The sequence below is a fragment of the Bradyrhizobium sp. HKCCYLRH1030 genome, from assembly GCF_051168395.1.
Taxonomy (GTDB): domain Bacteria; phylum Pseudomonadota; class Alphaproteobacteria; order Rhizobiales; family Xanthobacteraceae; genus Bradyrhizobium.
Window position 1 is genome coordinate 25,286 of sequence record NZ_JBNPUY010000019.1, and the last position, 12,307, is coordinate 37,592.

Sequence of the window (12,307 nt, forward strand, 5' to 3'; positions counted from 1 at the left end):
TCGGAATAGCCGGCAGCGCGCCGCCTCAAATACCCAGATAGCGGTGCTGCAGCTCCGGCTCGGCCATCAGTTGCTCCGACGTGCCATGCCACACGGTGCGGCCACGCTCGATGATGTAGTGGCGATCGCAGATGCGGGTCAGATGCTCGACATTCTTGTCGATCACCAGGATCGACTGCCCGCGCGATTTCAGCAGCGACAGGCAGTTCCAGATCTCCTCTCGGATCAACGGCGCCAGACCCTCGGTCGCCTCGTCGAGAATGAGGAGTTTCGGGTTGGTCATCAGCGCCCGGCCGATCGCCAGCATCTGCTGCTCGCCGCCGGAGAGCTGGTTGCCCATGTTGCTGCCGCGTTCGGCGAGCCGCGGAAACAAGGCGTGGATCTTGTCGAGCGTCCAGGGATCGGACGCGCCGAGCCGGTTGGCCGAGGCCGCCACGAGATTCTCGGTGACGGTCAGATTCGGAAAGATCTGCCGTCCCTCCGGCACGAGGCCGATGCCGAGCTGAGCGATCCTGTAGGACGGCAGCTTTCGTGTCTCCTGACCGCTGAAGCGGATCAGGCCGGCGCGCGCCTGGGTCAGACCCATGATCGAGCGGATCGTGGTGGTCTTGCCCATGCCGTTGCGGCCCATCAGCGAGACCATCTCGCCGGGGCGGATCGCCAACGACAGGCCGAACAAGACCTGGCTCAGGCCGTAACAGGTCTCGATGCCGTCGACCTCGAGCAGCATGGCGCTTGTCCCCAGATCAACCATGGCCGACCACCACATGCTGATCGCCGAGATAGGCGCGCTTGACCTCCTCGTTCTGCCGGATCTCGTCCGGTCTGCCCGAGGCGATGATGCGGCCATAGACGAGGACCGAGATGCGGTCGGCGAGCGCGAACACCGCCTCCATGTCATGCTCGACCAGCACGATCGACACTTCCTTGCGCAGCTCGTTCAGCAGCTTCACCATGCGCTGCGACTCGGTCACCCCCAGGCCGGCCATCGGCTCGTCGAGCAGCAGGAGCTGCGGCTTGGTCGCGAGCGCGACGGCGAGCTCCAGCTCGCGCTGCTCGCCATGGCTGAGCTTCGACACCAGCACGTCGGCGCGATGGCCGAGACCGACGCGCTCCAGCGCGGCCTGCGCGGCGGCACGCAGCGGCTTGTCCTTGCGCGCGGCGGCGAAGAAACGGAACGAGTGCCTGCCGTCATGGGCTTGCGCCGCAAGCGCGACATTGTCGGCCGCGGTGAAGTCGGTCAGCAGCGAGGTGATCTGGAACGAACGCGCCAGCCCCAGCGCGCTGCGCTTATAGGCGGGGAAATGCGAGATGTCGCGGCCCCCTAGGAAAATGCGCCCCGCATGCGGCGCCAGGTGGCCGGTGAGCTGGCTGATCAGCGTGGTCTTGCCGGCGCCGTTCGGCCCGATGATGGCGTGGATCTCGCCCTTGGCAACGTCGAGACAGACGTGATCAGTCGCGACGATGCCGCCGAACCGGCGCACGAGATTGTCGACGCGAAGCAGAGGTTCAGCCACGGTTCAACCTCCCGAGCATGCCCATGATGCCGCCGCGGCCGAACAGCACGATCAGGAGCAGCAGCGGCCCCATGATCAGCGCCCAATATTCGGTGATCTGCGACAGCACCTCTTCCAGCACCAGGAACACGACCGAGCCGACGACCGGCCCCATCAGGGTGCCCATGCCGCCGAGGATGACCATCACCATGAGGTCGCCGGAGCGGGTCCAGTACATCACGGCAGGGCTGACGAAATCGGTGTTGTTGGCAAGCAGCGCGCCGGACAGGCCACAGAGCATGCCGGCGATGACGAAGCACGCCAGCTTGTAGCGCTTCGACGGGAAGCCGATCGCCTGCATGCGCTGCTCGTTGGAGCGCAGGCCCTGCAGCACGAGGCCGAAGCGCGAATTGACGATCCGCCAGATCAGCACCACGACGGCAAGCAGGCAGAACAGGCAGAGATAATAGAACTGCACGCGGTTGCCGAGATTGATCAGGCCGCCGAAATCGCTGCGCTTGTAGACGGTGAGCCCGTCATCCCCGCCGTAACGGGCGAGGCCGGACGCGACGTAGTAGGCCATTTGCGCAAAGGCCAGCGTGATCATGATGAAATAGACGCCGCGGGTACGCAAGGAGAGCGCGCCTATGACCAGCGCATAGAGCGCCGAAACCGCGATGGCGACCGCGAACTGGGCATAGCCGGAGCCGATGCCCTCCTGCGCCAGGATGCCGACGGCGTAGCCGCCGATGCCGAGATAGGCGGCATGGCCGAAGCTCATCATGCCGCCGTAGCCCATGATCAGGTTGAGGCTGACGGCCGCCAGCGCCAGGATCACGATGCGGGTGAACAGCGTGAGGATGAAGACGTTGCCGGAGAGGTTCGAATAGACCGGCAGCAGCACCAGGCCGGCCACGACGATGATGGCCACGATGGTCGAAACGTTGAGCGAGGATTTCATCTGCGGTTGGCCGGAAACAGACCTTCAGGCCGCGCCACCAGCACGATCGCCATCAGGAGGTAGATCAGCATCGACGACATCGCCGGCGCCGCAGTGGAAGCTGCTGCCGAGTTCAGCACCTGGCGCAGCAGATTGGGCAGGAAGGCGCGGCCCATGGTATCGATCAGGCCGATCATGATCGCCGCGATAAAGGCGCCGCGGATCGAACCGATGCCGCCGATCACGATGACGACGAAGGCGAGGATCAGGATGTTCTCGCCCATGCCGATCTGCACCGTGAGGATCGGCGCCTGCATCAGCCCGGCCAGGCCGGCGAGCGCGGCGCCGAGGCCGAACACCAGCGTATAGAGCAGCTTGATGTTGATGCCGAGCGCACCGATCATCTCGCGGTTGGAGGCGCCGGCCCGGATCAGCATGCCGATCCGCGTCCGCATCACGCCGAGATAGAGCAGCAGCGCCACCAGCAGCGCCACGACGATGATCGCGAGCCGATAGGCGGGATATTGGATGCCGGGCAGGATCGTGACCGGGAAGGCGAGCCAGGACGGCAGCGGCAGCGCCAGTCCCGCCGGGCCCCAGATCAGCCGGACCGCCTCGTTGAAGAACAGGATCAGACCGAACGTCGCGAGCACGTGGTCGAGATGGTCGCGCCCATAGAGATGGCGCAGTGCCGTGAATTCGAGCACGATGCCGAGCAGAAGCGTGGCTCCCAGTGCCATGACGGCGCCGAGCACGAAGCTGCCGGTCCAGGCTACGAAGGTCGCCGCGAAATAGGCGCCCATCATGTAGAGCGAGCCGTGGGCCAGGTTCACGAAGTCCATGATGCCGAACACCAGCGTCAGGCCGGCGGCCAGCAGGAACAGCAGCAGTCCAAACTGCAGCCCGTTCAGGAATTGTTCGACGACGAGAAGCATGCCCCTCACTTCACGCTCAAAAAGACGGCGGCAGAACCCGTTCCAGGCGCTGCCGCCATGTCCGTCCCGATCTTAGGCCGGAGATGTTTTAAGCTTCAAGCAAATTCCAGGCCTGTTTCGTCCTCTGGCTCGGAATTCTTTTCGCTCACTTCATCGGGCACTTGTCGTGGAAGCGGTCCTGGTCGTTCTCGACGATGGTGGCGACCGTCTTCAGCGAGAGCTGGCCCTCGGTGTCCTTGACCACGTCCTGCAGGTAGAAGTTCTGGATCGGGATGTGATTGTTGCCGAACTTGAAGGAGCCGCGCAGCGACTTGAAGTTGGCCTTCTCCATCTCGGCCTTCATCGCGTCCTTCTTGGACGTGTCGCCCTTGACCGCAACCACGGCGCTGTTGATCAGCTGGGCCGCGTCGTAGGCCTGGGCGCCGTAATAGGTCGGACGCAGGCCGGTGTATTTCTTGCGGTAGTCGGCGACGAACTTCTTGTTCTGCTCGTTCGGCAGGTCGTTGACCCATTCCTGGGCGCCGGGCACGCCGATCGCATTGTCCTTCTGCAGCGGCAGCGACAATTCGTCGACGGTGAAGGCGGTGTAGAGCGGCATCTTCTCCTTGAGGCCGGCCTGCGAATATTGATTGAGGAATTGCACGCCGGCCGCGCCGGGATAGAACACGAAGATCGATTCGGCGCCCGAGGCGCGCGCCTTGGAGAGCTCGGCGGAGAAGTCGAGCTGGCTCGGCCATACCGTATATTCCTCGCCGACGACCTGGCCCTTGAAGGTGCTCTTCACGCCGGCCAGCATGTCCTTGCCGGCCGCATAGTTCGGCCCGATCAGGAACACCGACTTGACGCCCTTCTGGTTCATGTAGAGGCCCATCGCTGCGGGCGTCTGGTCGTTCTGCCAGGATGTCGAGAACACGTAGGGAGAGCACAATTCGCCGGCGAGCTGCGACGGGCCGGCATTGGCCGAGATCAGAAAGGTCTGGGAATCCACCGCGGTCTTCAGCGACGCCAGCAGCACGTTCGACCAGATGTAGCCGACGATGAAATCGACCTTGTCGGACTGCACCAGCTTCTCGGTTTTCTGCTTGCCGACGTCAGGCTTCTGCTGGTCGTCCTCGTAGATCACCTCGACCGGCTTGCCGTCGATCTTGCGGCCGAGATGGTCGAGCGCGAGCTCGAATGAGTTGCGCATGTCGTTGCCGATCACGGCGGTCGGACCGCTGAACGTCGAGACGAAGCCGATCTTGATGGTGTCGCCGGCAAGAGCGGTGCTCGAAAACAGCAGCGCTGCGGCGCTCGCCAGCCAGAAGCTCTTCATGGTCTTCCCTCCCCTCAAACAAATCGTTCTTATCGTTGTTTTGTCGCCGCCACGCAGCAGCACGACCAGCGGCGGCGTTTCGCCGCAGCATTCGTCGCGCGGTGCTGATCCTGCGCGCTATCGATCCATGCACCATAATTCCCTGAAACGGGCAAAGGCAAGAACTATAGTGCGTGTTAAGGATACTGCAGCACAGCAGACGGCAGAGGCGGGAAGAAGGTCATGAAAGAGGAAGTCGCCTTCCCCGCGCCGTCATGGCCGGGCTTGTCCCGGCCATCCACGCGGCTCGATAGTCGCCGCTCGACGTGGATGCCCGGGACAAGCCCGGGCATGACGGAGCAACTGAAGAGGAGCGGCTCTCGCGGCATCTACTTCTAGATGTCACTCGTGGATATCACTTGCTCGCTACCCCACGAACGCATCACTTCACCAGCGCACACCCGCCATCGGCGATCGGGCGGAACGCCTGCTCGGCCGGAATCGTCGAGACCAGACGATAGTAGTCGTACGGATATTTCGACTCCTCCGGCTTCTTCACCTCGAACAGATACATCGGGTGCACCACGCGGCCGTCGGCCCGGATCATGGTGTCGCCAAACAGCATGTCCTTGCCCTTCACCGTCTTCATCTGCGGCACGACGTCCTTGGCATCATCGCTGCCGGTGGCGGCAACCGCGTTGAGATAAGCGAGCGTCGAGGCATAGACGCCCGCCTGGTTGCCGCTCGGCATCTTGCCGTTCATGCCGGGGCGCGCTGCGAAGCGCCTGGCGAAGGCGCGGGTATCGTCGTCCATGTCCCAGTAGAAGGCTTCGAGCAGTTGCAGGCCCTGCGCCGCCTTCAAGCCCATGCCGTGGATATCGTTGATGAACAGCAGGAACGCGACCAGCGACTGGCCGCCCTGCTGGATGCCGAACTCGGACGCCTGCTTGACCGCATTGATGGTGTCGCCGCCGGCATTCGCCAGGCCGATCACCTTGGCCTTCGAGCCCTGCGCCTGCAGCAGGAACGAGGCGAAGTCCGTCGTGCCGAGCGGATGCTTGGCCGAGCCCAGCACTTTGCCGCCGTGCTTCTCGATGTAGTTGGTGGCCTCCGCCTCGATGCCCTGCCCGAGCGCGTAGTTGACCGTGATGAAGTACCAGTCCTTGCCGCCACGGCCCATCATCGCAGCCGCCGTGGTGTTGCCGGTCGCCCAGGCGTCGTTGACCCACTGAATGGTGTTCGGCGAGCACGCCTTGCCGGTGAGATCGGAGCTGGCGGTCGACGAGGCCAGGAACGTCATCCGGCTGTTGCGCAAGAGCTCGTTGACGGTGAGGCCCACGGCCGAGTTGGGCACGTCGACGACGGCATCGACCTTGTCGACATCGAGCCATTTGCGCGTGATTGCCGAGCCGACATCGGCCTTGTTCTGGTGATCGGCATAGACGATCTCGACCTTGATGCCTTTACCGCCGCCGTTGAAATCCTCCGCCGCCATGCGCGCGGCCTCGACCGAGCCCATGCCGTTGGTATCCTGGAAGATGCCGGAGATGTCGTTGAGCACGCCGACGCGTACGACATTGTCCGAGATCTCGCCGGCCCGCGCCGCGCCCGCAAGGCAGACTATTGCGACCAGCGCCAGCGCGCACGAATTCAGCTGCTTCATGATGTCCTTCCCCGTGTGTTGCTTGTTTGATTGTTGTCGTTGCGACTGGAGATCGTCTCCAGTTGCGAAATCAGCTCTGCCGATCCGGAATGCGCACCACCAGTCCGGCCAGCGCCGGCTGCACCTTGATCTGGCAGGACAGCCGGCTGTTCGGCCGCCGTTCGGCTGCGGTGCCGTCCAGCAGCGCATCCTCATCGTCGGACACGGGATCGAGCTTCCCGGTCCAGGCGTCGTCGACATAGACGTGGCAGGTGGCGCAGACGGCGTTGCCGCCGCATTCGGCGACGATACCGTCGATGCCGTGGGTCAGCGCCGCCAGCATGACGCTGGCGCCGTCCTCGGCCTCCACGCTTTCGCTGCGGTTGTCGGGATGGATGAAGGTGATCGTGGTCATGGTACAGCTCAGGCTGGAGTAAAGGTGACCGGCAGGCTCTCCAGCCCGCGCAGCGTGTTGTTGTAGCGGCGCTTCGGCTCGCCGCTCATCGTGACGCTCCCGACCTTGCGGGCGAGCGCCGTCAGCACCGCCTCGCCTTCGAGCCGCGCGACGAGCTGGCCGACGCACATGTGGATGCCCGAGCCGAAGCCGACATGACCCGAGACTTTTCGGGTGACGTCGTAGGCGTCGGGCTGCTCCCAGCGGCGCGGATCGCGATTGGCGCTACCTAAGAACATCAGCACCTTCTCGCCTTCGGGAATCGTGACGCCGCCGAGTTCGACGTCACGCGTGGTGGTGCGGAAGAAGGTCTGCACCGGGCTTTCGAACCGCACGGCCTCCTCGAACGCGTTGCGCGCCAGCGACGGATCGGCGCGCAGCCGCGCCCATTGATCGGGGAAGCGCGCCAGGCAATACACCGCGGCGCCGATGCCGTAGACGGTGGTGTCGAGGCCGGCCGACAGCAGCGAGCGCACCAGCAACGGCGCCTCAGCCGGCGTGATCTCGCCGCTGTCGCTGAAGGCGTGGATGCAGGAGCCGAAGCCGCCAGGCGTGAGATTGTCGCGCTGACACTGCTCCATGACGTAGGCCTGGTGCGGCGCCGAGCGCTCGATCGCCTGCTGGCGCAGCTCATTCGGCGGGCCGAACGCGTTGAACACCAGGCTCGCATAGGGAATGAGATGCTCGCGCCCCTCCGGCTTCAGCCCGAGCGCATCGGGAAACACCGACAGCGGATAGGCCTCGGCGAGATCGGGGACGGCATCGAACGAGCCCCGGCCTACAAGCTCGTCGATCTTGGCCTCGGCCGCCGCCATGAAGCCGTCGCGCAGCCGCTTCATGACGGCCGGCGACAGCACCTTGCTCAGCACGGCGCGGGTGCGCGTATGCGCCGGCGGATCCGCCTCGAGGATCAGGCTCGGCGGCCGCCACGGCTTCTCCTTGGCGAAGTCGCTCAAGCCCACGCCGCGGCTGGAGCAGAACGTCTGGGGATCGTTGAGGACGGCATAGACCTCGGCGTAGCGGGCGACGCCGTAGACGTTCCACGCGTCCAGATGGATGACGGGGCCGGCCTCGCGCATCTCCTGATGCGCTGGATAGGGATCGTCGAAGAATTCATACGAGAACGGGTCGATGGCGAGGTGCGGGATGACCGGCGCCACGCCGGCAGCGGGGGAAAGACCTGTTGGGTTCATGCGGAGCTCCCGAAGTTTGGCCTTGTCATGCGGCTTTTCGTATCCGTATGAGTGGCGATGCATGGACGCTGGGGATCATGAGCGAGAAATCCGGGACGCCGCGCAAGGCGCAGCCGCGCGAAGCTGAGGGGCACGGCCTCACGCTCGATCTCGACCGCTATGTGCCGGCCTTCATCACCTTCATCGCCAACAAGCTGTCGAACAGCGCCACCGCGTTCTATCAGCGCAATTTCGGCGTCAACGTCACCGAATGGCGGATCATGTCGCTGCTGGCGATCGAGCCGGGCATCCCGGCCTCGCGCATCTGCAGCGTGATCGGCTTCGACAAGGGGCCGGTCAGCCGCACCCTGGCGCTGATGAAGAGCCGCGGCCTGATCGCGATCCGCAACGACCCGGAGGACGGCCGCAGCCATTCGATTTCGCTGACGGCCAAGGGCCGCGCGACGCACGACAAGGTCATCGTCGCCGCGCTGGAACGCGAGCGTCGCCTGCTCGCCTGTCTCGACAAGGATGAGCGGGAAGTCCTGATCACCCTGCTGCGCCGAATCCACGACAATCTCGACGCCGTCACGGGCGCGAGCTGAGCCGCTCAGGCACGAGCCGCCGAACGGCTGCCCCGTCTGCTGCGGCAATCTGTTGGCGCGCGCGCAAGCGGCCGCGCCTGCGGCGAGCAGGCTGCGCATGACGTTCCCGTCCCTTCTTCGAGACGCGGATCATCCCGCGCCTCCGTTGCTGATCGGGTCGATCGTTCCACAGATTAGTTGCTTTAGCAACGATATATTTTCGACCGCATGAGATCCGGCAGCGCGAAAGCGCCGTCGCACTCGGTCCTTCAAATTCTAACTATCGGCGAAGGCGCGCGGCAATTTCGCCCTGATATGCCGTGTCGGCTGCGCTCCCGATTGCGGCGTGGCCTGCGGGGAGAGGCGGATGTTGGGGTTCATTTTCGGTTTCAATGCGCGTCTCGGCCGTCTGCAATATTTTCTCGCCTCGCTCGGTCTTGCGCTGGTTTCGGTGGTCCTGATCGTGGTCGTGGCCGTCGGTCTTGCCGCCCTCGCCCCGCAGACGTCGGAGCTGACGGTGAGCCTGCCGATCGTGGTGCTGATCGGCCTGTGCCTGGTGGCGAACCTGATGCTGCAGGCGATGCGCTTTCGCGACATCGGCTGGGACCCGGTCTGTGTGATCCCGGCCTGGATCGCCGTCATGGTGCTGGACTACGTGATCGCCGGCCGATTTCCCGAATACGCGGCGACATCATCGCACCACGGCACGTGGGTGGGCGCCCTGGTCAATCTCGGCCTCAGCGTTGCGCTGCTGTTCTTCCCCAGCGGGGCTGACGACGCGCTATCGTCGGGAGCCACGGTGAGCCGCCCGACGTCTGCGTCGTTCCGGACAGCCCGTGGCACCGGCTCGGCCACCGAGGCACGACTTGCGCGCATCACGGGCGGGGATGCCGATCGGCGCGGGTACTAGGCGGCTGCGGCGCCCGGCCTGCTCACCAATTAGGCAAATCGCCTTCGGCAACCACATCCGACCGCCCGACGGCCTGTCGGATGGCACAGCAACCCACTGACTCTCAAGATTTTTCCTTATCAGGCCCGCATCCTCGCCGTGTACACAATGGCACATGGCTTGCTACGTTCGCAGCCGGATTGGGCGAAGCGGAGCGCAAGGAAATGGCAGGCCAGAGTTTGGGCTCGGACGAGACGCGGAGCGCCGCGTGACCGAGACCATTGCCGAGATCGTCGCCGCCCATCGCGCCGGCCTGACAACGCCAAGCGACACGATCGCGCGCTGCTACGCCGGGATCCGCGCGCACAACGACCCCGCCATCTTCATCAGCCTGCGCGGCGAGAAGGACGCGCTCGCGGAGGCCGAAACCCTCGCCGACCGGGACAGATCGCTGCCGCTCTACGGCGTGCCCGTCGCGGTGAAGGACAATATCGACGTGGCGGGCCTGCCGACCACCGCCGCCTGCCCCGCCTTCGCCTACACGCCATCTCGCGATTCCACCGCGGTGGCGCGGCTGCGCGCGGCCGGCGCGATCATCATCGGCAAGACCAATCTCGACCAGTTCGCCACCGGCCTCGTCGGCGTGCGCTCGCCCTATGGCATTCCGAAAAATCCGGTGCGCGCCGATCTCGTTCCGGGCGGATCGAGCTCGGGCTCGGCGGTCGCCGTCTCCGCGGGTCTCGTGCCGCTCGCACTCGGGACGGATACTGCGGGCTCCGGCCGCGTGCCGGCAATGCTCAACAACATCGTCGGCCTGAAGCCGAGCCTCGGCATGATCTCGACGTCCGGCCTGGTGCCGGCCTGCCGCACGCTCGACTGCATTTCGGTGTTCTCGCTGACGGTCGACGACGCCGTCGCGGCGCTCTCGGTGCTGGCGGCGCCGGATCCGCTCGATCCGTTCTCGCGCGACCGGCCGCTTGGGGCCGTGACGGCATTTCCCGAGGGCGTGAAGCTCGGCATTCCCCGCCCCGGGCAATTGATCTTCTTCGGCGACAAGGCGGCGGACGCCGCCTATGGCGCTGCCGCCGCGCGCTTCGTCAAACTTGGCGCCGAGCTGGTCGCGTTCGACCTCGAGCCGTTCTACGAGACCGCGCGGCTGCTCTATGAAGGCCCCTGGGTCGCCGAGCGCTATCTCGTGATCCGCGATCTGCTCGCCTCCGATCCCGATGCGATCCACCCCGTGACGCGCGAGATCACCATCGGCGGCGCGCGCGGCAGCGCGGCCGACACCTTTGCCGCGCTTTATCGTCTGCAGGCGCTGCGCAAGGTGGCCGAGCGTACCTTCGCCGATATCGACGCGCTGGTGCTGCCGACGGCGCCGACCGCCTACACCACCGCGGATGTGCTCGCCAATCCGATCGAGCTCAACAGCCGGCTCGGCACCTATACCAACTTCGTCAACCTGCTCGATCTCTGCGGGCTTGCGGTGCCGGCTGCGATGCGCAGCGACGGCGTCCCGTTCGGCATCACCCTACTGGCGCCAGCCGGCCGCGATGCGACGCTCGCCAGTCTCGGGCGCGCCTTCCATGCCGACACGGCGCTGCCGGTCGGCGCCAAGCCGGTCCCGCTGCCGCCGCTCGCTCCCGTGTCTCCGGCACTGCATGGCGACGAGATCGCCGTCGTCGTCGTCGGCGCGCATCTCTCAGGGATGGCATTGAACCACGAGCTGACCAGCCTCGGCGGACGTCTGCTCGAGGCGACGACCACCGCGCCTGACTACAAGCTCTATGCGCTGTCGACCACGCCGCCCAAGCCCGGCATGCTGCGGATCGGCGACGGCCAGGGCACGGCAATGGCCGTCGAGCTCTGGGCGCTGTCGGCCGCGAGCTTCGGCAAATTCGTCAACCTCATCCCGCCGCCATTGTCGATCGGCACCATCCGGCTCGCCAACGGCCGCAGCGCCAAGGGCTTCCTTGTCGAGCCTGCCGCCCTCGATGGCGCGCGCGACATCTCGAAGTTCGGCGGCTGGCGCGCGTATATGGCGCAGAAAAGCTGATCGCCTCGCGACTTCGTCACTGCGAGCGCAGCGAAGCAATCCCAGAGCTGCGGTCGGGCCTCTGGATTGCTGCGCGGGCAATGACGGCAACCCGGCAGACGGCGAGCTTAGCTATACCGACACCGCGTAGATCTCGTATTCGCCGCGCACCAGCTCGATGTGCGCCTTCATGGCACTCGCCGCGCCGGCCTTGTCGCCGCGCAGGATGGCCACGACGACGCGGTCGTGCTCAGCATGCGACTTGGCGAGGCGGCCGAGATTGCGGAACTGGGCGCGGCGGAACGGCTGCACGCGCACCCGCGTCGCCAGGGTGATCTCTGCGATGTAGGCATTGTGCGCGCCGGCATAGATCGCGTTGTGGAAGCGCTCGTTCACCTCGTGGAAGCGCTCGGGGTTGCCGGCGTGGCTGAGATTGCGCAGCTCCTCGTGGATGGCTTCCAGCCGCTGCCGCTCGACCGGCGTCATGCGCTGCGCCGCGAGACCGGCGCACAGGCCCTCGAGCTCGGCCATCGCCTCGAACATGCCGGTGAGACGGTCGGCCGACGGTCGCGCCACCACGGCGCCGCGATGTGCACGCGCCTCGATCAGCCCGGAAGTCGCCAATTGACGCAGCGCTTCGCGCACCGGCGTGCGCGAGACGTTGAAGCGCTTGGCGATCTCGGTCTCGTCCAGCGGCGCGCCCGGCGCCAGCGCGCCGCGCACGATCTCATCGGCCAGCTGCAGGCGCAGCTCCTCGGCGCGCGTGATTTTCGCGACGGCAGGCGGCGCGCGGTCGATGCGCTTGATCTCCAAGTCGCGGGCGGACCGCTGGCGCGTTCGCGGCGGTAGATCGTCCAGGCTCATCC

12 protein-coding genes are annotated in these 12,307 nt (G+C 65.7%); 3 read left to right on the forward strand and 9 right to left on the reverse strand.

Going from position 1 to position 12,307, the window contains the following annotated elements:
* Positions 1-25: 25 nt before the first annotated feature.
* The 8 genes from ACQR1E_RS32585 to ACQR1E_RS32620 all read right to left on the reverse strand — a co-directional run bounded on the left by ACQR1E_RS32585 (position 26) and on the right by ACQR1E_RS32620 (position 7,954).
* A complete protein-coding gene (locus tag ACQR1E_RS32585) occupies positions 26-730 on the reverse strand; it encodes an ABC transporter ATP-binding protein (protein WP_315751202.1) in 705 nt (234 codons plus the stop codon).
* Between the two features lie 16 nt (positions 731-746).
* The gene (locus ACQR1E_RS32590; protein WP_315751200.1) at positions 747-1,517 is read right to left on the reverse strand and encodes an ABC transporter ATP-binding protein; all 771 of its coding nucleotides are present in this window, start codon (positions 1,515-1,517) and stop codon (positions 747-749) included.
* Positions 1,510-2,457 (reverse strand): branched-chain amino acid ABC transporter permease, encoded by a 948-nt coding sequence (locus tag ACQR1E_RS32595; protein WP_316165614.1) that lies wholly within the window; start codon positions 2,455-2,457, stop codon positions 1,510-1,512. The genes ACQR1E_RS32590 and ACQR1E_RS32595 overlap by 8 nt, the downstream gene beginning before the upstream one ends.
* The gene (locus tag ACQR1E_RS32600; RefSeq protein WP_315801618.1) at positions 2,454-3,371 is read right to left on the reverse strand and encodes a branched-chain amino acid ABC transporter permease; all 918 of its coding nucleotides are present in this window, start codon (positions 3,369-3,371) and stop codon (positions 2,454-2,456) included. The genes ACQR1E_RS32595 and ACQR1E_RS32600 overlap by 4 nt, the downstream gene beginning before the upstream one ends.
* Positions 3,372-3,516: 145 nt before the next feature.
* On the reverse strand, positions 3,517-4,686 hold the full coding sequence (locus tag ACQR1E_RS32605) for an ABC transporter substrate-binding protein (protein WP_434898037.1): 1,170 nt from the start codon (positions 4,684-4,686) through the stop codon (positions 3,517-3,519).
* 421 nt (positions 4,687-5,107) lie between these two features.
* Entirely contained in the window at positions 5,108-6,328 is a 1,221-nt protein-coding gene (locus tag ACQR1E_RS32610) for an ABC transporter substrate-binding protein (protein WP_434898038.1), read from the reverse strand.
* Between the two features lie 70 nt (positions 6,329-6,398).
* Positions 6,399-6,722 carry a 2Fe-2S iron-sulfur cluster-binding protein gene (locus ACQR1E_RS32615; RefSeq protein ID WP_315717118.1) on the reverse strand — a complete coding sequence of 108 codons (324 nt, stop codon included), beginning with the start codon at positions 6,720-6,722 and terminating at the stop codon, positions 6,399-6,401.
* Between the two features lie 8 nt (positions 6,723-6,730).
* Positions 6,731-7,954: a cytochrome P450 gene (locus ACQR1E_RS32620; protein WP_434898039.1), complete on the reverse strand. Its 1,224-nt coding sequence runs from the start codon at positions 7,952-7,954 to the stop codon at positions 6,731-6,733.
* 77 nt (positions 7,955-8,031) lie between these two features.
* On the opposite strand from ACQR1E_RS32620, the gene ACQR1E_RS32625 reads away from it, so the two are divergent.
* From ACQR1E_RS32625 to atzF, 3 genes are all read left to right on the forward strand, one after another.
* On the forward strand, positions 8,032-8,538 hold the full coding sequence (locus tag ACQR1E_RS32625; RefSeq protein WP_315717116.1) for a MarR family winged helix-turn-helix transcriptional regulator: 507 nt from the start codon (positions 8,032-8,034) through the stop codon (positions 8,536-8,538).
* Between the two features lie 349 nt (positions 8,539-8,887).
* Positions 8,888-9,427, forward strand: a complete 540-nt coding sequence (locus tag ACQR1E_RS32630; protein WP_434898049.1) for a DUF805 domain-containing protein — start codon at positions 8,888-8,890, stop codon at positions 9,425-9,427.
* Between the two features lie 247 nt (positions 9,428-9,674).
* On the forward strand, positions 9,675-11,462 hold the full coding sequence (atzF, locus tag ACQR1E_RS32635; protein ID WP_434898040.1) for an allophanate hydrolase: 1,788 nt from the start codon (positions 9,675-9,677) through the stop codon (positions 11,460-11,462).
* A gap of 111 nt (positions 11,463-11,573) precedes the next feature.
* Here the strand turns inward: atzF and ACQR1E_RS32640 are convergent, their stop codons facing one another.
* Positions 11,574-12,305, reverse strand: coding sequence for a GntR family transcriptional regulator (locus tag ACQR1E_RS32640; RefSeq protein ID WP_315751192.1), 732 nt, complete (start codon positions 12,303-12,305; stop codon positions 11,574-11,576).
* Positions 12,306-12,307 lie beyond the last annotated feature (2 nt).